Annotated in this window: 21 protein-coding genes; 11 read left to right on the top strand and 10 right to left on the bottom strand. The window is 59.3% G+C overall.

Annotated features, from left to right (window positions below; genetic code table 11):
• Positions 1 to 15: 15 nt before the first annotated feature.
• From HV670_RS20530 to HV670_RS20545, 4 genes are all read left to right on the top strand, one after another.
• Complete coding sequence (locus HV670_RS20530; protein WP_175106712.1) at positions 16 to 237, top strand: dodecin family protein; 222 nt, start codon at positions 16 to 18, stop codon at positions 235 to 237.
• A 273-nt stretch (positions 238 to 510) separates the two neighbouring features.
• The gene (locus tag HV670_RS20535; RefSeq protein ID WP_175106713.1) at positions 511 to 1527 is read left to right on the top strand and encodes a YncE family protein; all 1017 of its coding nucleotides are present in this window, start codon (positions 511 to 513) and stop codon (positions 1525 to 1527) included.
• A 12-nt stretch (positions 1528 to 1539) separates the two neighbouring features.
• Positions 1540 to 2505 carry a sterol desaturase family protein gene (locus tag HV670_RS20540; RefSeq protein WP_175106714.1) on the top strand — a complete coding sequence of 322 codons (966 nt, stop codon included), beginning with the start codon at positions 1540 to 1542 and terminating at the stop codon, positions 2503 to 2505.
• Between the two features lie 343 nt (positions 2506 to 2848).
• Positions 2849 to 3262, top strand: coding sequence for a hypothetical protein (locus HV670_RS20545; RefSeq protein ID WP_175106750.1), 414 nt, complete (start codon positions 2849 to 2851; stop codon positions 3260 to 3262).
• Positions 3263 to 3296: 34 nt separating this feature from the next.
• On the opposite strand, the gene HV670_RS20550 is transcribed toward HV670_RS20545, so the two are convergent.
• Together HV670_RS20550 and HV670_RS20555 are read right to left on the bottom strand one after the other, a co-directional pair.
• The gene (locus HV670_RS20550) at positions 3297 to 3716 is read right to left on the bottom strand and encodes a DUF1801 domain-containing protein (RefSeq protein ID WP_175106715.1); all 420 of its coding nucleotides are present in this window, start codon (positions 3714 to 3716) and stop codon (positions 3297 to 3299) included.
• 60 nt (positions 3717 to 3776) lie between these two features.
• Positions 3777 to 4271 (bottom strand): GNAT family N-acetyltransferase, encoded by a 495-nt coding sequence (locus HV670_RS20555; protein WP_343054480.1) that lies wholly within the window; start codon positions 4269 to 4271, stop codon positions 3777 to 3779.
• Between the two features lie 637 nt (positions 4272 to 4908).
• On the opposite strand from HV670_RS20555, the gene HV670_RS20560 reads away from it, so the two are divergent.
• Positions 4909 to 7071 (top strand): phosphocholine-specific phospholipase C, encoded by a 2163-nt coding sequence (locus tag HV670_RS20560; RefSeq protein WP_175106717.1) that lies wholly within the window; start codon positions 4909 to 4911, stop codon positions 7069 to 7071.
• Between the two features lie 147 nt (positions 7072 to 7218).
• Here HV670_RS20560 and HV670_RS20565 read toward each other — a convergent pair whose 3' ends face one another.
• The 5 genes from HV670_RS20565 to HV670_RS20585 form a co-directional block, all read right to left on the bottom strand.
• The gene (locus HV670_RS20565) at positions 7219 to 8160 is read right to left on the bottom strand and encodes an ABC transporter substrate-binding protein (RefSeq protein ID WP_175106718.1); all 942 of its coding nucleotides are present in this window, start codon (positions 8158 to 8160) and stop codon (positions 7219 to 7221) included.
• 87 nt (positions 8161 to 8247) lie between these two features.
• Positions 8248 to 9273 carry an ABC transporter permease gene (locus tag HV670_RS20570; RefSeq protein ID WP_175106719.1) on the bottom strand — a complete coding sequence of 342 codons (1026 nt, stop codon included), beginning with the start codon at positions 9271 to 9273 and terminating at the stop codon, positions 8248 to 8250.
• Positions 9274 to 9292: 19 nt separating this feature from the next.
• Positions 9293 to 10804 (bottom strand): sugar ABC transporter ATP-binding protein, encoded by a 1512-nt coding sequence (locus HV670_RS20575; RefSeq protein ID WP_175106720.1) that lies wholly within the window; start codon positions 10802 to 10804, stop codon positions 9293 to 9295.
• 305 nt (positions 10805 to 11109) lie between these two features.
• Positions 11110 to 11532, bottom strand: coding sequence for a hypothetical protein (locus tag HV670_RS20580; protein WP_175106721.1), 423 nt, complete (start codon positions 11530 to 11532; stop codon positions 11110 to 11112).
• A 313-nt stretch (positions 11533 to 11845) separates the two neighbouring features.
• Complete coding sequence (locus HV670_RS20585; protein WP_175106722.1) at positions 11846 to 12223, bottom strand: DUF4148 domain-containing protein; 378 nt, start codon at positions 12221 to 12223, stop codon at positions 11846 to 11848.
• A gap of 397 nt (positions 12224 to 12620) precedes the next feature.
• On the opposite strand from HV670_RS20585, the gene HV670_RS20590 reads away from it, so the two are divergent.
• Positions 12621 to 13766: an alpha-hydroxy acid oxidase gene (locus HV670_RS20590; RefSeq protein WP_175106723.1), complete on the top strand. Its 1146-nt coding sequence runs from the start codon at positions 12621 to 12623 to the stop codon at positions 13764 to 13766.
• A 7-nt stretch (positions 13767 to 13773) separates the two neighbouring features.
• Here HV670_RS20590 and HV670_RS20595 read toward each other — a convergent pair whose 3' ends face one another.
• Positions 13774 to 14253: a hypothetical protein gene (locus HV670_RS20595; protein WP_175106724.1), complete on the bottom strand. Its 480-nt coding sequence runs from the start codon at positions 14251 to 14253 to the stop codon at positions 13774 to 13776.
• A 251-nt stretch (positions 14254 to 14504) separates the two neighbouring features.
• On the opposite strand from HV670_RS20595, the gene HV670_RS31145 reads away from it, so the two are divergent.
• Entirely contained in the window at positions 14505 to 14756 is a 252-nt protein-coding gene (locus HV670_RS31145) for a hypothetical protein (RefSeq protein ID WP_246257760.1), read from the top strand.
• Between the two features lie 13 nt (positions 14757 to 14769).
• Here the strand turns inward: HV670_RS31145 and HV670_RS20605 are convergent, their stop codons facing one another.
• Together HV670_RS20605 and HV670_RS20610 are read right to left on the bottom strand one after the other, a co-directional pair.
• The gene (locus HV670_RS20605; protein ID WP_175106726.1) at positions 14770 to 15729 is read right to left on the bottom strand and encodes an SOS response-associated peptidase family protein; all 960 of its coding nucleotides are present in this window, start codon (positions 15727 to 15729) and stop codon (positions 14770 to 14772) included.
• Between the two features lie 28 nt (positions 15730 to 15757).
• Complete coding sequence (locus HV670_RS20610) at positions 15758 to 16144, bottom strand: hypothetical protein (RefSeq protein ID WP_175106727.1); 387 nt, start codon at positions 16142 to 16144, stop codon at positions 15758 to 15760.
• Between the two features lie 812 nt (positions 16145 to 16956).
• Here HV670_RS20610 and HV670_RS20615 point away from each other — a divergent pair.
• The 4 genes from HV670_RS20615 (at position 16957) to HV670_RS20630 (ending at position 21097) form a co-directional block, all read left to right on the top strand.
• The gene (locus HV670_RS20615) at positions 16957 to 18078 is read left to right on the top strand and encodes a DUF5938 domain-containing protein (protein ID WP_175106728.1); all 1122 of its coding nucleotides are present in this window, start codon (positions 16957 to 16959) and stop codon (positions 18076 to 18078) included.
• Between the two features lie 213 nt (positions 18079 to 18291).
• A complete protein-coding gene (locus tag HV670_RS20620) occupies positions 18292 to 19473 on the top strand; it encodes a lipid-transfer protein (protein WP_175106729.1) in 1182 nt (393 codons plus the stop codon).
• Between the two features lie 92 nt (positions 19474 to 19565).
• The gene (locus HV670_RS20625; protein ID WP_175106730.1) at positions 19566 to 20327 is read left to right on the top strand and encodes an SDR family NAD(P)-dependent oxidoreductase; all 762 of its coding nucleotides are present in this window, start codon (positions 19566 to 19568) and stop codon (positions 20325 to 20327) included.
• On the top strand, positions 20324 to 21097 hold the full coding sequence (locus HV670_RS20630) for an SDR family NAD(P)-dependent oxidoreductase (protein ID WP_175106731.1): 774 nt from the start codon (positions 20324 to 20326) through the stop codon (positions 21095 to 21097). The genes HV670_RS20625 and HV670_RS20630 overlap by 4 nt, the downstream gene beginning before the upstream one ends.
• Positions 21098 to 21111 lie beyond the last annotated feature (14 nt).

The raw sequence follows: 21111 nt of genomic DNA on the forward strand, positions 1-21111 counted from the left end.
CGAAGGAGCGAGAGCATGGCCAAGAAAAAGACAGAATCCGTCTATCGTGTCACGGAAATCATCGGCACCAGTTCGGTCTCGTGGGAGGACGCGGCAAAAACGGCCGTGGAAATGGCCGGAAGGTCGCTACGTGATTTGCGCGTGGCCGAAGTCAGCAAGCTCGACATGAAGGTCGATGACGGCAAGGTCGTTGAATACCGAGCGCGAGTGTCGTTGTCGTTCAAGTATGAAGCCTGAACGAGTGATTCACCGTGGCAAGGCATCGCGGGCCGTTCCCGCCGAACGGCTTGGGCATGCCCACAAGCTCAGGGAGCGTCTGCTCCCGGCCTGTTGTAACTGCTTGTTCACAACGTGTTGCCTTGCGGTTCCTTTCGTCTGAATCCGCTGACTCGATTGCCGAATTGAAAGAACGAATCGATATAGTAGCGGCGTCCGCTACGCTCTATTGTTTCGCCCCCGAAATGTGGGCTCCCGCAGAATTATCCGCTGAGTTCCAAAACACCTATTCGCATGAAGCTTTCACGTCGCAAACTGCTTGGCCATAGTCTCGCCATTCCCTTGAGCGTCAGTCTGTCGCCATTTCTCGCCCTTCGGTCTGGCGTCGCCAGCGCTGCGGCCCCCGCTCTGGCAATCGTGATGAATTCCGGTGAGGCCAGCGTCTCGGTCATCGACATGATGTCGCGCAAGATCGTCCGTAATTTGCCTACGCTGCGCGAACCCAGTCACTGGGCCCTGTCGCCAGATCGCAGCAAGCTCTATATCGCGGACGCCAGTGGGAACGCGCTGTTCATTGTCGATCCACACGACGGTACCGCAATCGGTCATAAGGTGGTGGCCGACCCGTATCAACTCGGCTTTACGCCGGATCATCGCTACCTCGTCGTCAACGCGCTCCGGCTCAACTACGTCGACATCTATCGCTCCGACGATCTGAGTTTGGTGAAGCGATTCTCGCCGGGTTCAATGCCAAGCCATCTGGACTTCTCGCCGGATTCGCGCTGGAGTTTCAACTCCATGCAGGAATCCGGCACGCTTGTTTCGTTCGACCTGAACAGCATGACGATACGCTGGAAGTCGAACGTGGGCTCGACCCCCGCCGGTGTGCTTTGGCACAACGGCAAAGTACTGGTCTGCGTGATGGGAAGCGATCATGTGGCGGAGGTCGATCCGGTCACCGGAAATGTGCTGAGGCAAATAAAAACCGGAGTCGGACCGCACAATCTCTTTCTCACCCCGGATGGTGCCACGCTCTACGTGACCAACCGGATCGGAGGTTCGCTGGTGGCGCTTGACCCCGCGACCCTTGAACTTCGTCGCACCTATCCGTTCCGCGCCTCAGGACCTGACGATTTGAGCGTTGCACCGGATGGCAAGCTCTGGGTCACGCTGCGCTTTCGCGAACAAGTCGCGATACTGGATCCAATAAGTGGAAATTACGAGACCATTGATGTTGGACGCTCTCCGCATGGCATTTTTCTCAGTACCGAAATGCGGCGACCGGGTTTGATCACTGCCGAATCCTTGTGAATTCATTACGCCATGTTTATCTATCTTGACAGATTGTTCAGCATCCTTGCCGGTGAAATCGATCAGTATATTGTCTTGCCCGTGCTTTATCACTTTGGCTGGATGGAGTGGGAAGAACTGTCATTCGACTGGGCGCTGATTTGCGTCTACGGGTTTTTCGCGGTCGTAGTCACGTACGCGGTATGCTGGCCGCTGGAAGCGTTTTTCCCGATCGAAAAATGGGAAGATCGCAAAACCGTGGTGGTCGATGCTTTCTATACGATCATCAATCGCGTGGGCGTACTACCCATTGTCAGTTTCCTGGTGTTCTATCAGGCGCAGGTGCTGGTGAACAGCTTTGTGGTTGCCCACGGGTACATTCCGCCGACCCTGGAAATGCTTGTGCCGCCGCTTCTGGGGCACCCGATCATGACTTTCGTCGCGTATGCGCTCATTCTCGATTGCGCGGATTACTGGCGTCATCGTCTGTCCCATTCATTCCGCAGCTGGTACGCACTGCATGCGCTGCATCACGCGCAGCGACAGATGAGTTTCTGGTCTGACGACCGGAACCATCTACTGGACGATCTGATTGCCGCGCTATGGTTCGGCGTGGTGGGCCTGGCGATCGGCATTCCGCCGCTGCAATTTCCTTTGCTGTTCCTTTTCATGCGGTTTATCGAAAGCCTGAGCCATGCCAATATCAAGTTGTCGTTCGGCTGGCTTGGCGACAGGCTCATCGTCTCGCCGCGCTTTCACCGGCTGCATCATGGTCTGCGGGCGGCCGGTCGTAACTCCTGCAACTACGGCGCCGTCTTTCCGATCTGGGATATTCTGTTTCGTACCGCAGACTTCTCAGCGGAGTATCTGCCCACCGGAGACCGACGCGCGCCCGAATCGATGGCAAGCGGCGGGTACGTCGACCAGCAAGTCGGGGGCCTGAAGTTTTTCCTTTCAGAGTTCCGGCAAGCAAACAAGCGCGTACGCCGCGCTTCCTGACGGCATCCGGGCAATACGCCGACCGTCGAACCGGTCGGCGTCCGCGTGGGAGTTTCTTTCTCTATCGAGGCGAATCCCGATGACATTGAAGCTCCACGCTCACCGCTTTTCCTCATACAGCCAGAAGGTCTTGGTCGCGCACGTGATTGCCTACCGGCAGCGATTGCTGGCATCTCCGTCATTTGCGTGCGCCGTCACGAAGCGCGTCCGTCAAAAAACATCCTAATATTTACTAATCGGTCCGCTCCCTACGCATGGGGTGCTCCAGACCCGATTGAAGTAAAGCCCCAAGGAAACGTATCGCTGCGTCAGCCCTGAGAAGCGCATTGAAGGGGAGAGCATGATGCAAACCGACTGGAAGCACCGCGTCAGTCTGTTTATCCAGCGCTTCTGGCAGCCGACCAGCGCGTGCATGACTTGCATGCCGGGTAGCTGGGGCAATATCACGAGCCTTGTCCACTGGACGATCGCATTGCAGACAGGTCTGCTCACCGGAATCCTGGCCGTGATTTTGACTTTCACGCCGGCGACAAAGCTCTACGCGCACCGGTACGGCAATGCGCTGATTGTCGGCTTCCTGACAACGCTGGGCGATGCCTACTCGCATGTGAATCATTACGGCTTCCCCTTTGCCGAGGCCGTCTTGACGGGTGTGATTTCGGGGCTACTGACGCTGGCGGGCTCATATCTCTTTGAAGGCCGTGCTCGACGCCTCCGGGCGGCATGGGCACGGGTTTTCGGACAGCCTGTCCATTGACTGTCCAAGCAATTAGCGAGAAGAGGCTAGAGCTTCATGTCGATTTATTCTTGTCTATTTTCGCTCGGATACCCACAGGCGCTTTTTTCTTCAATTTGATCTGATTGTAATCAACAGCGGCACGGACGAGATTTTGTAGAGCACGCTCATTGATCTTGTCGCCCTCGAAAAAATCGATTGCTCGTCTCATGTTGCCTTCGAGGCCCGCGTTGAAGAGCTTGTCCGGATCCGGGAGGCTTGCCCCGTGGGCAAAGGTAAGCTTCACCTTCCCTTTGTGGGCGTTGGCGACCGCGATTATTCCGTCGTGAGACCACACCGGGCTTCCCATCCACTTCCATTCCTCGACTATCTCCTGGTCGGCCTCGAGGATGCGCTTGCGGATGCTGGCGAACATTTTGCCACGCCAATCGGTGAGTTCTGCGATCAGCTGATCGATACGCTCCGATGGATTCATTGGACCCCTTTGCGGTGAATTCTGACCGTTCCAAGCAGTTCGTGTTGTCGGCTTCCTGCATCATAGTTCAAGCGTCACCACACGCAGTGTGGGATCTTCAGGGCATTGCATATCCGCAAAGCCGAGCCGAGCGGCGAGTCCACGCATACTGGAGTTGGCGGCCAGGACGAAGCCTTCCATGCGTTGGACACCCCGCGCACGGGCTATCTCGATCAGCGTCTCCATCAGGCGCCGGGCAAGGCCCAAACCATGCCAGTCATCGGCGAGCGTCACGGCAAACTCGCAGCTATTGTTCCCCGGAGTCAAGGCATAACGCGCACCTCCAATGATGCTTTGCCGGGGCCCTTCATCGCTAAGGGCGACGAGCGCAACCTCTCGATCGGGAGCCGGATGGGTCGCCGAATCGAAGACTTTTTCGGGCAGGGTCCGCACTGCCGTGAAGAAGCGCGTGTAACGCGCCTCCGCGGAGAGGTGCTCGAAGGCGGCTTCAAGCCCGTCTTTGTCTTCAGGGCGGATCGGCCGTACCGTGGCACGGCGCCCATTGCGCAGCGTCACGGCAAGCGGCAGAGGCGTTTCTCTTTGGTGCTCATCTCGCATATTCGCTCCGTGCTGGCCGAATGATCCTGTTAGCGACAAAGCTTGCGTCAGCTCGTGCGGCTGAAGCGCTTGCAAGTGTGTCGGGATCGGTTGCATCGGAGCGATCCCAGCAGTACCGCGATGCCCCGATATACCTCAAGTCAGTGTAGTAGATCACCACCTACATCCCAAGATGCTCGGCGGCTTTCAGATTTACGTTACTGAAGCCAATGCAGCGGAGCGCGACAAGGCTTATTCCGCCACGCTTGAGTTATTTTCGGCCAACTGATCAATCCACGTTCGACACCGGCTTCTGCAACCACGCCATGTCATCTCACTGTCAATCGCGGTATGTAGTCTCCGAGTCGCGGATGATCCCGCGACGTAACGCTGTCATCGACCTCAGGCTAAAACGACAAACGTTCTCGAATGCCTGACATGCATGGGCCTGATCGCCCTCGGTGACTCGCGCTGTTTGGGCAGCGCCTGTTCATGTTTGCACCCGGCTTGCCGATCTACACGGTTGGCGCAGTGCGTCTCGACAACGAACAGGCATCGCGCGTTCTTCGCTCACCTCGAGTCAGTTTGTTCTCCAAACCTATTCGCACACTTTGAAATGCAAAAAATAGATCGACGTCAATTCTTGCGCAGTTCCGCGAGCGCCGTAGGTTCGGCCGCCATGCTCGCGGCACTCCCCGCCAGTATTCAACGCGCACTCGCCATCCCGGCACACAACAAGAGCGGCACCATTAACGACATTGAACACATTGTCGTGTTGATGCAGGAAAACCGCTCCTTCGATCACTATTTCGGAACCCTGCGTGGCGTGCGCGGGTATGGCGATCGTTTTCCCATTCCGCTGGCGAGCGGCAAGTCGGTCTGGTATCAATCCGACGGCACTAAGGAAATCACGCCGTTCCGCTTCAACAAGAACACGATGAATGCGGCGCTCATCCCGGATATGCCGCACAGTTTCCCGGATGCACAGGCAGCTTGGAATCAGGGCAGCTATGGCTACTGGCCGAAGTACAAGACGGCGACGTCAATGGGCTACTACACGCGCGAGGAAGCTCCGTTTCAGTATGCGCTCGCAGAGGCATTCACCATTTGCGACGCTTACCACTGCTCGGTCGCAACCGGTACAGATCCGAATCGCATCGCATTCTTTTCGGGTTCGAACAACAACCCAGTGCTACGCAATCAAGGCATCAACTGCACGGATGCCGACTCCGAGCCGGTCAATCTCCGTTGCTGGATCACCGGCACGTGGCCGACTCCGGGCTACACCTATGCGGGCTCCGGGTTCAATTGGCCAACTATCCCTGATGTACTGGAAAGCTCGGGAATCAGTTGGCGCATCTATCAGGACCCGAACAACAACTGGACCGGTGCGATGAACGGCTGCCTTGCGTTCAACAGCTTTCGCAACGCGAAGCCGGGCTCGGCGATCTACGAGAAGGGCATGAGCAATGGGTCTCTCGAGGACCTGGCCAATGACGTGCGCAACGGAACGCTGCCGGCAGTCAGTTGGGTCTTGCCGAGCCAGCTGGAATCCGAGCATCCTGGCGCGCCGTCGAGCGCGGCACACGGGGGCTATTTCGCCGAGCAGGTGCTGCAGGCCCTGACATCCAATCCCGAGACCTGGAGCAAGACTGCCTTCTTCCTGACGTTCGACGAAAACGATGGCCTGTTCGACCACGTCCCGCCGCCCGCGGTCCCGTCGTATAACCCCGATGGCAGTCTAGCCGGCAAGTCGACGCTGGACGTCAATGGCATGTACTTCGCGGTGAACAAGGCGTCCTACCTGATGGCCACGGATACCGCGAGCGGGAACGTCCGTCCGTGGGGAATGGGCGCGCGCGTGCCGATGTATGTGGTGTCGCCGTGGAGCAGGGGCGGCTTCGTGAACTCGCAGGTCTTCGACCACGCGTCACTTGGGCTGTTCCTCGAACAGCGCTTCAACGTGACGATTCCGGCGATCAGCAAATGGCACCGTGCAGTCAGCGGCGACCTGACATCGGCGTTCGACTTCTCGCATCCGAACGATGGCAGGTTTCCGACGATGCCCGACATGAGCGATTGGGAGCAAATCGAAGCCCAGTCCAAGACATTGCCAACCGCGACAGCCCCGGCTACGCCAGCCGCGCTCTTTCAGGAGCCCGGTACGCGCTATTCCCGCGCGTTGCCCTACGAGCTGCATACGAGTGCCTCGGTTCAACCGAACGGGGCGGTGACGCTCACGTTCCAGAACACGGGCTCGCAAGGCGCAGTGTTTCATGTCTACGACAAGAACCATCTTGACCGAATCCCGCGTCGCTACACGGTCGAAGCCGGCTTGGCGCTGTCGGACAATTACTGGAACCCAATGGCGACGGACAATGGAGCCTACGATCTTTGGGTCTACGGCCCGAACGGATTTGTACGCACCTTCAAGGGCAGTGTGAATGGCGCGGTTGCAGAGATCGAGGTGGGCTACGAGGCCGACAACACCACCGTGTCCATCAAGGCCCACAACAGCGGCCACGCCCCGATCAATCTGACGGTTGTCGCAAACGCCTATCGCCGGGGCGGTCCGTGGATCCTCCGGGTGCCGGCTGGCGTGACTGTCGAACAGCATTGGGACGTCACGGACAACGCCAACTGGTACGACTTCACGGTATCAGGCGAGAACTTCGAGCGGCGCTTTGCTGGCCGCTTGGAGAACGGCCGTGCATTGTTGAGCGATCCGGCGATGGTGCCGTCCCGGCATCAAGAGGGTCAAGGCAACGAGGGCGATTGATCGCGGCGGTCCGCCACGGCAAAGTTGATCTTGTCGGGACGGGCGGCTGCCAGCCTCTTCGGATTCTTCTCTCCCTGTGATGCGGGGAGAGAAGGAAAGAGGAAGCGCCGCGACGCTTCCTCTCTCATCGCGCTCGAGCGGCAACGGTCAATCGTAGAGCACGGCTGCGATCTTGGGATCGTTCATATTGCTCTTGTCGTACCAGTAGAACCCGGTGTCGATTTTCTTGGGCAGCTTCTCGCCCTTGAGCGCCTTCACCGCGGAGTCGACGACGCATTTGCCGATGCCGACCGGGTTCTGCGTAATGGCGCCGGCCATCAGGCCCGAGCTGATATCTTCCTTTTGCTCCTTGCCGGAATCGTAGCCAATCAGGACGAGCTTCTTGCCCGACTCCTTGACGCCGATTGCCGCGCCTTCCGCCGAGCCTTCATTCGCGCCGAAAATGCCCTTGAGATTCGGATTGGCCTGGATCATCGTCTTGGCGATTTCCGCCGACTTCAAATGGTCGCCTGCGCCATACTGGACTGAGACGATCTTGATGTTCGGGTGCTTCGCCTTCATCTGATTCAGGAAGCCGTCGCGGCGATCGATGCCGGTTCGGCTGGTCTGGTCGTGGACGATCACACCGACTTCACCCGAATCGCCGATCGCCTCGGCCATCTTGTCGGCGGCGAGTGCGGCCGCGGCAAGATTGTCCGTCGTACACGTCGTCAGCGGAATGTCGCTGTCGACACCCGAGTCGAAGGCGATGACGGGCATTTTGGCGGCCTGCGCCTTCTTCAACAGCGGAATGGCCGCTTTGCTATCGAGCGCGGCGATGCCGATCGCCTGGGGCTTCTTGGCGAGCGCGGCCGAGAGCATGTCGATCTGCTTGTCGACCATGGCCTCGGTTTCCGGACCCTCGAAGGTGATCCTGACGTTCTGCTCCTTCGCCGACTGTTCCGCGCCGGCTTTGACAGCCTGCCAGAACTGGTGCTGGAAGCCCTTCGAGATGAGCGGGATGTAGGGCTCATCCGCGCACGCAAGACTCGTCCCGCCAACGAGAGCGCTAACGCCAACCGCGACACTGATCAGTCTGCTTCTCAACATGGGGTTTCTCCTCCTAAGGTGGGGCATCAACCTTCAGCCGTTGGGGAGCCTTTGGCGCTCCCTTTCTTGATCTTGTCCTGTGTAGCGTCAGCCTTTCCTGCGGCGCAAGATATCGGCGTAGACCGCGAGAATGATGATGAGGCCTGTCACCACGATCTGCCATTCCTGGGCGACGGACATGATGCGCAGGCCGTTGGTCAGCACGCTCATGATGAACGCGCCGATGATCGTGCCGAGAATCGTGCCCGAACCGCCGCTGAGCGAGGTCCCGCCGATGACCACGGCGGCGATCGCTTCAAGTTCATAGCCCTGGCCTAGCGCCGGCTGGGCCGAATTCAGTCGCGAGGCGATGAGCAGCCCGGCGAAGCCGCAAATGGCCCCGCCCAGGCCGTAAATGGCAATCTTCCAGCGATCGACATTCACACCGGAAAGCCGTACGGCTTCTTCGTTGCTGCCAAGCGCAAATGTGTAGCGGCCGAGCGCCGTGCGATTGAGCGTGATCGAACTCAAGACCGCAAGGAAAAACAGAATCAGGACCGCGTTCGGAATGGGCAGGCTCGGCAGTACATGACCGATGAGCGAATCCTGGGAGATCATGTAGAAGTTTTCAGTGTCGGTGAAATAGATCGGCTTGTCGGCCGAGACGACGAGCGAAAGCCCCTTCAGCAGCATCATCATGCCCAGGGTGGCAATGAACGGCGGTATTTTCATTTTCGCCGTGAGGGTTCCCGATATGGTTCCGCAGATCGCGCCCGTCGCGATCGCAGCGATGACGCCGATCCACATCGGCAAATGCCAATAGGTCAGAAACACACCGCAAATGACCGCTGTGAAGGTCATCAAGGTGCCGACGGACAAATCGATGCCGCCGGTGATGATGACGAACGTGCAGGCGATCGCCAAAACGCCGTTGACCGCCGTCGCCTGCAGAATCCCGAGGATATTGTCCATCTGCATGAAAGCGGGCGAGGCGAAGCTGAAAAAGATCAGCAGCAGAACCAGGCTGCCGAACGCGAGCAGCTTTTGCACTGAGGTCGGCGCAAAGACGCGGGCTCTAAGGCCGGACAACCGTCCTTGATTAGCCAGCGCTGAAGTATCCGATGGCAATGTCATGAAATGGGTCTCTCGAGGCTTAGGCCGCTTTTAAGGTTTCTCTTTGCGTTGCCAATTGCATGATGCGCTCTTGCGTCGCCTCGCTGGCCGAGAGTTCGCCCGTGATGCGCCCCTCGCACATCACGATGATGCGGTCGCTCATGCGCAAGATTTCCGGCAGTTCCGACGAGATCATCACGATCGCCTTGCCTTGCCCGGCGAGCGAGCGCAGGAGTTTGTAGATCTCGCTCTTGGCACCGACGTCGATGCCGCGCGTCGGCTCGTCGAAGAACAGCACATCGCAGTCGCGCTCGAGCCATTTCGCAATGACAATTTTCTGCTGATTGCCGCCCGAGAGCAGCCGCACCTCCTGCGCCGCGGAGGGCGTGCGAATGGCGAGCAGCTTGATGAATTGGGTGGCTGTCCCGCGTATCTGAGCGTGGCGCAAGAAGAAGTTGAACGAAAGGAATTTGCGCAAGTTGGACATCACGATGTTCGATTCGACGTCCATTCCGGTCGCAAGGCCGAAGCGCTTGCGGTCTTCCGAGAGATAGCCGATACCGCGCGCCACCGCATCGCTTGGCGTCCTGATCGTTGCCTTCGCGCCTTTCACGACAATCTCGCCAGATTCGACCGGATCGGCGCCGAACACCGCTCGGGCGACCTCGGTGCGACCCGCGCCCATCAAGCCGGCAAAGCCCAATATCTCGCCTTTGCGCAGCGCGAAGCTCACGTCTCTGACCAGCGGACCGGCGTTCAAATTCTTGACTTCGAGCGCGACCTCGCCTTGGTCCGTCGCGCTGCGAGAAGGCGCGACGTCGGTCAACGTTCGCCCGACCATCATGCCGATGATCGCTTCGACGTGGGTGTCCCTGGCGGCGACGGTGGCCACGAATTCCCCGTCACGCAACACGGTGACGCGGTCGGCAATCTGTTTGAGCTCATCCATCTTGTGAGAGATATAGATGATTCCCACGCCCCGGCTCTTCAGCTCTCTGATGATGCGGAAGAGTTCGGCGATCTCGGCATCGTTGAGTGCCGAGGTGGGCTCGTCCATGATCAGGACGCGCGAATCGAAGGACAAGGCCTTGGCGATCTCGACCATCTGCTGCATGGCGACCGTGAGCGTGCCGACAACGGCGCGCGGGTCGAGCTTCACATGCATGCGGGCAAGAATGTCGCGCGCTTGCGCGTTGAGCTTGTCTTCGTCGAGGAACAGGCCGAGGTGTCCGCGCGGCTCGCGGCCGATGAACATATTCTGGGCGACGCTCAGATGATTCATCAACTGGAGTTCCTGATGAATGATGCACACGCCCATGGCCTGCGCCTGGCGCGGGCTCAAGAACTCGACCGGCTGGCCGTCATAGAGGAATTCGCCGGAATCCCGGGTGTAGACGCCGGCCAGGATTTTCATCAGCGTCGATTTGCCGGCGCCATTCTCACCCATCAGCGCATGGACTTCACCCGCTATGAGCTCAAACTGGACTTCGTGAAGCGCCCTCACGCCGGGAAAGCTCTTGTTGAGCGCTTTGACGGAAATGAGCGGGATCATGGCGCGGGTTGAACGACAATTCCGCGACGGCCGCTGGCCTCATCGCGAGATGCTTGTCGAAAAAGCGCCGGGCGTTGCCGAGTATCGCGGCTGAAATCGTAACGAGAAGCCAGACCCATTCCTGGGGCCCCCCCGAGCTGATGTGCAGCGATTCTACGACGCTGTACGGCGGGGGCTCAAGGTTAGGCATTCCCTAATATCGTCTTGCACGATGGCTCGGGAAGGCTGCTTGCTTCGATTGGGAAGACTGCCGGCGAAGACTGTTCGAGTCGATCGCCGGATCGGTGGGTGTCAGGATCGCCGACTCAAGCAGCTTTCCTGACTTGGTCGGCATTGAGACCAAACTGGCGCGCGATGGACTGCAGTCTGTCGTTCCATTCCCAGACGCCGAAGATGTCATGCACGTTTTGCAGGCAGCTGAGCAGACTGACTGTCTGGGTGTCGTAGACGTTGATCTTCGAACGCAGCAGCGCTTTCTTCAGCGCGGCGACGCCCGCGTCCATGTAGGCAGGCACTTCACTTTTTCCCTGGCTGACAAAGCGGACGGGAACCCCCTCCATCGCCGTCACGTAGTCACGTGGTTTGATGAAGTTGCCGATCGGACAGCCGCCGCAGAAGCCTCGGTATGCCCCACCGCCGCCCGGCAGGAGCGATGCCTGACGCTGCTGAAAAAGATGCTGGACGGCCTTGTCGAAGATGGCTTGATGGCTTAAGAAATCGAGGCTCATACGTGTCTCCTGCCGCGCTCGAGTTGCGCGAATAAGCCAGGTGGTCGGCGGGCCAACCGCCAGCTTTGCGCCGTCATCACTGCAAGCGCTGTCTTGATGAGTGAAGAGTAGGTTTTGCTGCCGGGCATATCTACTCTACGGTTGGATATGCCGATGCCGCGTTAGGGTAACGGGCCTATCCGTCCGTATAACCGAAGACTTGTCGAGTGTCGGATTGGGTGCGTCTGGTGGAGGCGTGCGGGATCTCCGCACGCCTCACCACACAATGCCTGGCGATCCGGGTAGGCCGCCGGCGATTCGTCGACCTGACGGTTCAATGATGGGAATAGATCGACGTCATGCCGTCGTTGCCGCTGGCGGCGACCATCGCAGGAGCACCGGATGCCGACGCAGTGCCGGCTACGGTGGGGTTGCTGCGCGTCACTGCATTTTGCGCAGCCACTTTGGCCTCGGCCGCCTGGATATCGTCCGGGTAGTGGATATCTTCGCCCCTGGCCGGGTTATAGCCTGCCTTTTCAATCTGGACGAGCTGGGCGCGCACCTGAGCACGGCTCAGGGCATCGGGCTGTGCGGCCACCGCGGCCGGTCCGTTGGACGAGGGAGTGGCACTATCTGCAAAGGTGGGTGCGGCAATGACGGGTGCGGCAATGACGGCTGCAAGGACGAAAGCTGCAAGGCTTTTGGTATTCATGAATCTGCTCCGATGTCTGAAAAGTTGTTCGTTCTGCCTTGCCCCGGCGCAGCGACTGTTGCTCTGGCCGGTGGTGAGACGACGGAGATCAGTCTATACCCTTACTATCGTAATGTATCTATCATAGGAAAATGCAATATCAACTCGTTGCATTATTTATCGGCGCCGATGCGTCCGGGGGGAAAAAGCTTCCTTCAGCCCGAAACGGCCTAGGGGAGTGATGGCGCATCTACAGTCGGGTCCGCGCCGAGGGCATTCGGGTCAGTGTCACCTCCCTCGCGATGAGTAACCCCGCCGGCAGCGTTGGGTTAGGGGCGAGTTCTAGAACGTTCCCCGATTAACGGGCGACTGCTTCGAGCACATATACTGCTTGTTCCTCCCCACGCTGAGAGAGATCGTGCCAACTATCACCTGCATTGAGGATTTGCGCGTACTCGCGCAGCGGCGCGTGCCGCGCATGTTCTACGACTACGCCGACAGTGGCTCATGGACCGAGAGTACCTATCGCGCCAACGAAAGCGACTTCCAGCGCATCAAGTTTCGCCAGCGAGTCGCGGTCAACATGACAGGCCGCAGCACGCGTACGGAGATGGTCGGGCAGGAGGTGGCCATGCCCGTGGCGCTCGCACCAACGGGGTTGACCGGCATGCAACACGCCGACGGTGAGATCCTTGCAGCGCGTGCAGCGGAGAAGTTCGGCATCCCGTTCACCTTGTCCACGATGAGCATCTGCTCGATCGAGGACGTTGCCGCACACACAAGCAAGCCGTTCTGGTTCCAGCTTTACATGCTGCGCGACCGCGATTTCATCGTGCGACTGATCGAGCGCGCCCGGGCTGCCCGGTGCAGCGCCCTGATGCTCACGCTGGACTTGCAGATCCTTGGTCAACGTCACAAGGACATCAAGAACGGGCTATCGGCGCCGCCCAAACTGAACCTCGTGAATCTCATGAACCTGGCGACCAGGCCACGGTGGTGCCTCGGTATGCTCGGCACCCGGAGGCGCAGCTTCGGCAACATTGTCGGCCACGCAAAGGGCGTACGCGATTTATCGTCCCTGAGTTCATGGACTGCCGAGCAGTTTGATCCGACGCTGAGCTGGGCAGACGTCGAATGGGTCAAGAAGCTGTGGGGCGGCAAGCTCATTCTGAAAGGAATCATGGATGTCGAAGACGCGCGCCTTGCCGCCGACAGCGGTGCCGACGCGCTGATCGTCTCCAACCATGGCGGCCGCCAACTCGACGGTGCGTCGTCGTCGATCTGCGCGCTCCCCGAGATCGCGCAGGAGGTCGGCTCGCGCATCGAGGTGTGGATGGATGGCGGCATCCGCAGCGGACAGGACGTGCTGAAGGCCGTTGCGTTCGGCGCCAGGGGCACGCTGATCGGCCGCAGCTTCCTCTATGGCCTGGGTGCGATGGGCGAGGCCGGTGTCACGCGGTGCCTGCAGATCATCCACAAGGAACTGGACACCACGATGGCCCTGTGCGGGCACACCGACATCCGCCGTGTGGACGAGCGGATCCTGCTGCCTGGGACGCGGTGAAGTCTCTTTAGTCAAACGCGAGCGCGACCTCGCCAACCACTGCCGCGTGAGGATCCTCGGGTAACCACACGAGTGCATGCGCTGCGTCGTAGCTCAGCACGACGATGCCGTGCGGTAGTTCGCGCCTGACCGTCATGAAATCAGGAACAAAGCGATGCCCTTCCTGACGGTCGACCGAACTGAACCGGGGTGTACCGTGGTGGTCGTGTCGATGAATATGAAAGATGCTCACCGGCTCGCTGTGCGCTTTCATCTGGAAACGTCGAAATGCGCTTCCCTTGACAGCTGCTCCGACCGAGGGGACGTTGACATACTCGACGTCGGGAACAGGGTCGTAATCGATGCTGCGAATCGTCCAACCGGACCCATCGCTTTCCGATCTGCACGTCAGAAAGCCGCCGCGTTCAGCCGCAAACGCGTGGGGCCGGTCCAGGTCGGCATGGATGCGGTTGAGCAGGGCTCTGCCGATGACAATGGTCGCGCTCATCTGAGCGCCCTCAGGTGCGCGAGCAACATCTCCTTGGCTCGTCTGGTCTCTTGTTCCATTGAATGCCCTTGAAAGAAATCTGCTTGAAAGACGACCGTGCTTTCAGCTTGCTTTACGTTGTCCTCGAGTCGAAAAGGCGAATGGCTCGAAGTATCCGGATTGTCAGCTGCCCGAGAAGAGGTCGTCGCGGATCTTGAAATTCGATCGTCCCGACGCTACATTCTCTTCGCCACTCACAAAGATCTTATCGGATGAACACATTGAAAGTTTGTACCTTAGTAGTAGCCGGCGTCCTTGGTTTCGCTAGTATTGGCACAGCCGCCGCCGCAGGCTGTATGAAAGGCGCCGTCGTCGGCGGTGTTGCGGGACACTATGCGGGGCACCACGCCGTGGTTGGAGCGGTAGGGGGCTGCATAGTCGGGCATCACCTGGCCAAGGAGCAAGCGAAGGAGCGCGCTGCGCAAAAGCAGCAACAACAGCAGCAAGGCACGCGGCAGATGTAGATCGGACGGCGGCTCACGCCGCCAGTCTATGCTCATAGAACGGCCGGTCGCGATCATCCAGTATCGCGTACTGCGCCGCCAGATCAGAAGGGTCCGGGTCAAGCCACGCGTCGATGTACTCAGGCTTGATCGGGATGATGCAACGGTCATGACCGGCCGCGGCAACTTCCGCCGGCGGTTCGTCGGTGATGGCAGCAAAGGACAACAAGTCGGGCTCGCCAGGACTTGACCAGCGCGACCACAGACATGCAACGAGCATCTCGTGAGGCGGGTTCGGACTGAACTCGAGAATCACATTCTCGTCTTGCTCCCCCTGCGCAAGCACGTGGCCTTCCATTCGCGCGCGGCTCACGTTCTCAAAGAAAGCACTAACGACAAGCAGCCCGTGGGAATAGCCGAACAGCGGCTTCCAAAAGCCTTCGAGGCTGTCGCGACGCGCGTTGTACGTGCCCGGATATTTCACGTCGTACGACGCGGGCTTGTCAGCCAGGCGGCACTGGTAACGCATCGGCTTGATGACGCGTTGGCCGTTCTCCATGACCATCACGGGTGCATGGTTCCCGGGAAAGATGCGCGAGTCGCGGGCCTCCGGCAAGATGCGGTTGATGTCCTCGAGCTTGCCACGCGTCCACTCAATTTTGTCAGTGGCAATTCGCCGGCTTTCGTTTGCCGCCTTCGTTACCTTATTCTGAAGCGCGCGCTCCGCATCCGCGAGACGGGTCCGCTGCTTGAAGCGTTCCTGCTCGAGCTTGATGACCTGTTCGGCATTGAACTTGTCGATGAGCGCTCTGATTTCGCGCTCGGCATCGGTCTGCGGTTCGGCGAACGCATCTTCCATCGCCTTCGGAATCTTCGCCTTGCTGCCTTGAACTCGCTCGAAAAAAAGCCGAGTGAATTCCTCTATGCTCATGTGGGCACCGAACATCCGGACGTACTTGCGATAGTCCGCCAGAATCTGAGCCGAGTAGCACATCGAAGTCTCCGGTTCGCATTCGGACCCGCTATCTACCGTGCTCCGCTTCTTCCTCTGCACGCTTCGCAAGTTCGTTGTTTGCCAGAGCCGTCACGCTGGAAACAACCGGCTTCCACACATGGACCTTGCAATACCAGGCCTGTGCAAATCGGGCTACGCCGCGCACCTCAATGCCTGTCAGGGCAAAAGTATCGTCGGATAGCTCCGTCAGTTTTGCGTCCACCAACGGTGTCAGCAATTCATCGGACTGGGTCGTTCCATCGGCTTTCAGCCGGGCCACCGTCACTTGTGCCGCGAGCTCGCCGACAAGTTCGGAGTCGATAGTAAGCTCGCCAGAGGTTGTCGTCTGCTGGTCGGAGTTGTCATCCGTTAAAGGTTGGCCATTGAGCCGCATCGTTGTGACTTGTACCCGCATTTCTCGACTCCAGGGGAAAACCGCGTATTCGCATGGTTAAATTATCACGCCGGCTTTGGGAGCGCAGCCGACCATGTCAACAAAAATTTCTGCCTTCCGTCGTCTGACCGTCCAACACATCGCAGGAGTCTTGTCGTCGGCCTTGGCGTCGCGAGCATAGCTCTATCCGGTACCGCGGCGAACGATTGCCGGCATACCTGCTACTCACTGCGAAAGAATTTGCGCTGGCTGGCCAAGCCTCGGAAGCAAAGCCTCATCTCTTCGAGAGCCCGAACCAGCGTCGGGCTGCTTCGAAACGTGCCTCAACCGAGACTTTTGAAAAAGCCCGTCGAGCAAAGCAAAAGCCACCCCTGACGTAACCGCAGACTGTCCGTCGCCCGGCTCAGCATATCGCGTAACGATACGCCAGACGATATCGGTGTATTTATGATGCGATGCAACTAATCAGACGCTAACAAATAACTTGACGATCGTAAAGATTCGCCTTGACGGTCGTAAATAAATATCCAACCATCTGTACTAAATAATCTCAACGGTCGCTTAGATATTTGGCGAGTTTTCGTCCGAACCCAAGCCGATACACGGGGGAAGACTCATGGAAAACACCAGTCTCGAGGGCGCAAGGTCTTGCTGACAAGTGGTGTATAGGGTTTCGGAGCGGCCGGCGCATGAGCACTGGTCAATGCAGGGCGATCGTTGACGGTCGACGGCATTGCTGCCGACCCGCGCAAGCAGATGGCTGTCCTTTGACCGCGGCCTGGCAGGTAAGCCGCGTACCCGCACCACCCTCTTAATGCCGGCGGAGACAAGCAATGAGCGAGAAGCGACCTGTCGTTGTCTATGGTGTTTCAGGTTATACCGGGCGCCTGGTGTGCGAATACCTTCGGGAATTCAATATCCCTTTTATTGCGGCCGGCCGTGACGGGAAAAAGGTACAGGAAGTCGTCGACAAGATTCCAGGCATCGAAACGGCGGATTATGAGGTGGTCGAGGTCGAGCATTCAGTCGAAGCGCTGACTAAACTGTTCAAAGGCGCAAAGTCCGTCAGCAATATGGTGGGTCCGTTCATCAAGTACGGCAGCGAAGTCGTGGAAGCCTGCCTGGCAGCAGGCTGCCACTACTCCGACACGACAGGTGAGCAGGACTGGGTCATGCTGGCAAAAGAGCGTTGGGGCGAGGCGTTCGCCAAGAAGAATCTGTTGCTCGCTCCGAACGTCGCGCAGATGTACACGACCGGCGAGATCGCGGCGAATCTCTGCCTCGAGACACCCGGTCTCGACACGCTCGACATACTGGTGCTCTGGAAGGGTTTTCCCACCTACGCTTCGACCCAGACCATCTTCACGATTCTCAAGGCGACCTGGTACTACCTCGAGCAGAACAAGTATGTCGCATGGAGCCCGACCGCCAGCGTGAATGTGCACGTGCCGGGCCAGCACGAAACGGCGATCGCTGTTCCATGGGGCGGCACGGCGCACCCCGTGTGGTTCAAGGACGATCCCCGCGTATCGAATTGCCGTGTTGTCGGCGGCGTGATGGCACGCGAGGTCATGGAGGGCGTAGTCCAGACGCAGCAGATGGTCCAGGAGAAAATCCGACCCCTGCCACCCGATCAGCAGGATGCCGCTCTGGCCGCAATCGCAAGCAGCTTGCAAGCCAGCATGCCGCCGCGCGAAAACACGCGCGTCAACACGACCCTCGATTCGGTGTATGCGTCCGGCCCGCTCGGCCGCGCGCATTGCGTCATTCATGGCAACTGCAACTATAAGCAGACAGGTTTGCTGCAGGCCTATGCGGCGTTCTCGCTGCTGCAGACGGCGCCAAGGAAGGTCGGTTTCGCGTCCGCCTGCCAGGCTTTTGGTCATCGCGAGCTGCTTGGCCAATTGCGAAGTTTCGGCCTGGTGATGAAGCCGGACCTCACGGTGCACGACTGACGCAGTTCATCAGCGTCTCCGAGAAAACTCGGCCTTCAGGCTGGGGAGGTAAGGAGACGCTTTGGTGTTGCTTCTCCAGTTGATGGTCTCAAAAATAACCATGGCACAGTGTGGCCATGGTCGCCGGGCTGGTGGTGTACGGCTTCGCAAAAGCATAGCGTGCGGCACCGACACAGCCAGGCAGATCGAGGTTCCAGAGAGTGGGAGAGAACGATGAGTCGTCGCGTCAATGTCATAGGTGTGGGAATGACGCCGTTTACGAAACCGGGTGCCAGTCCGCCGTACTACCGGATGGCAAGCGATGCGGGCCGGTTGGCGTTGGGCGATGCCGGCATTCCCTATGGTGCGGTGGAGCAGGTCTATGCCGGATATGTCTACGGAGATTCCACATGCGGGCAGCGCTCCGCGTACGAACTTGGCCTGACCGGTATTCCCATTCTCAATGTCAACAACAATTGCTCGACCGGATCGACCGCGCTTTGGCTTGCCCGGCAGGCCATCGCGAGCGGCGCGGCCGAGTGCGTTCTGGTGCTCGGCTTCGAGCAGATGGCGAAAGGGCCGTTGGTGACCCGGTTTGACGATAGGGAGTCCCCACTTGGCCTGCATATCCAGGTGATCGACGAAGTACAAGGCGCCTCCTCAGCCCCGTTGGCCGCACAAATGTTCGGCGGCGCTGGCCGGGAATACCTTGACCGCCATGGAACAAGGAAGGAGACCTTGGGGATGATCTCGGTGAAAGCACGCGAGCACGCGAGCCGAAATCCTTATGCCCTGTTCAAGGAGCGACTTGATCTCGAACAGGTCATGAGCTCCGACGAAGTCTTTGATCCGTTGACGCGCTTTCAATGCTGTCCCCCCACATGCGGTGCGGGAAGCGCGGTTCTGTGCTCGGATGAATTCGCCGCACGCCACGGCATTGCCAATCCCGTCTACATCGCCGCCCAGGCGATGACGACGGACTATCCGAGCAGCTTCCAGCCGGCATCGATGATCAAGATGGTCGGCTATGACATGTCGGCACTCGCGGCCCGGCAGGTGTATGAAGCTTCGGGCATCGGCCCCGAAGACGTGCAGGTCGCCGAGCTGCACGACTGTTTCACAGTCAACGAACTGCTCACTTATGAAGCCATTGGCCTGTGTCCGGAGGGCGGGGCCGAGCAATTCATCCGGGATCGTGACAATACGTATGGCGGCAGGATCGTCACGAATCCGTCCGGCGGTCTGCTTTCCAAGGGCCATCCGCTGGGAGCGACCGGCCTCGCCCAGTGCACTGAACTGGTCTGGCAACTGCGCGGTGCGGCAGGCCCAAGGCAAGTCGAAGGCGCACATGTCGCGTTGCAACACAACATCGGTCTGGGCGGTGCGTGCGTCGTCACGATGTACCGCCACGATTGAATCGCAGGTAGTCAATCGCAGTATTTTGGCTCTCACCGTGCGCCTCACACGCACATGACGAGCTGAGCATTCCTAAAAGGAGGAGCAAACGAGTGAACGAACTTCAGGGCAGAAAGGCTCTCATCACAGGCGGGGCGCAAGGCTTGGGTAAGGCGATCGCCGAACTTTTCGTCCAGCGCGGCGCGTACGTCATGCTCGCCGACATCAATGAAGCGGGTGCGGCTCGCACGGCATCGGAGCTGGGGCCACAGGCGCGTTCGATACGTTGCAACGTGACTGTCGCGGGCGATTTCGACAAGGCAGTCGCAGCCACCGTCGACGCGTTCGGTGCGATGGACACGCTCGTCAACAATGCCGGCATCGAAATCGTCAAGCCGCTGTTCGAGCACAGCGAGGAAGAGTTCGATCGCATCATGAAGATCAATGTGACAGGCGTCTTCCTCGGCATGAAGCACAGCGCATCGGCATTGGTCGCTTCGGGCCGTGGCGTCATCGTCAACATGTCCTCGGCGGCGGGCACCAACGGCGTCCCGCTGTTTGGCGCGTATGCGGCGTCGAAGGCGGGGGTGCTCCAGCTCACGCGTACCGCGGCAGCCGAGTTGCGTCCACTGGGCATTCGCGTGAACGCGGTGTGTCCCAGCTTCGTCGATACGGAGATGGTGGAGCGCTTGATTCCAACTGTCGAAGCGATCGTCGGCGTGCCGTTCTCCGACCTCGTCGCACTCAAGCAGGGGCGCCTGGGCACCCAACTTGAAGTGGCCGAGGCGGTGGCCTATCTCGCATCCGATGCCGCGTCGTTCACGACGGGCGCTGAGTTCCTCCTTGACGGCGGCCTGTCCGCGAGCCTGCTATGAACAATCACTCACTGATTCTCAAAGACAAGGTGGCCATTGTCACTGGTGCAGGCCGCGGCCTGGGCGAAGCCATCGCTCGTGCCTATGCTGCCGAGGGTGCCACGGTGGTCGTCTCCGATATCGACGGTGCTGCCGCCCAAAGCGTGGCCGGATCGCTGCCTGGGGCGAGCGCTGTCACCTGCGACGTACGTGAACCTGCGCAGGTCGAGGCACTCGTCAACACGACCGTCGAGCGTTACGGCAAGCTCGACATCATGGTGCCGAACGCCGGCGTGGCTGTGGTCGCCCCGCTTGCAACCCAGAGCCTCGAACAGTGGCGTGCGGTCACCTCTGTCAATCTCGATGGGGTGTTCCTCTGCATTCGCTATGCCGCTCCCGCGCTCATCAAGAATGGCGGTGGCAACATCGTGATCATGGCCTCAGTCATGGCCAAGGCTTCTTGCGCGCTGATCGGCAGCTACTCCGCGTCGAAGGCGGGGGCCGTGTCGCTGGCGAAGACGGCCGCGGTTGAACTGCGTGCGCACAATATCCGCACCAACGCGATTCTGCCGTCGTTCATCGCGACTGAACTGGTTGTTTCGCACAAGAAGGAATTTGAGCAACAACTCGGTATTCCGGACTTCGATGCGGTGATCAAGCAACGACAGGGCCGTTACGGCAAAGAGAGCGAAGTTGCCAATCTCGCCGTCTTTCTCGCTAGCGAGCGCTCCAGCTTCTGCAATGGCGGGTCGTTCGTTGTCGATGGCGGCGCGAGTTCGTCGCTTCTTTGACCCTGCGCATAGCC

Origin of the sequence: Pararobbsia alpina (assembly GCF_902859895.1) — a bacterium.
Lineage (GTDB): Bacteria > Pseudomonadota > Gammaproteobacteria > Burkholderiales > Burkholderiaceae > Pararobbsia > Pararobbsia alpina.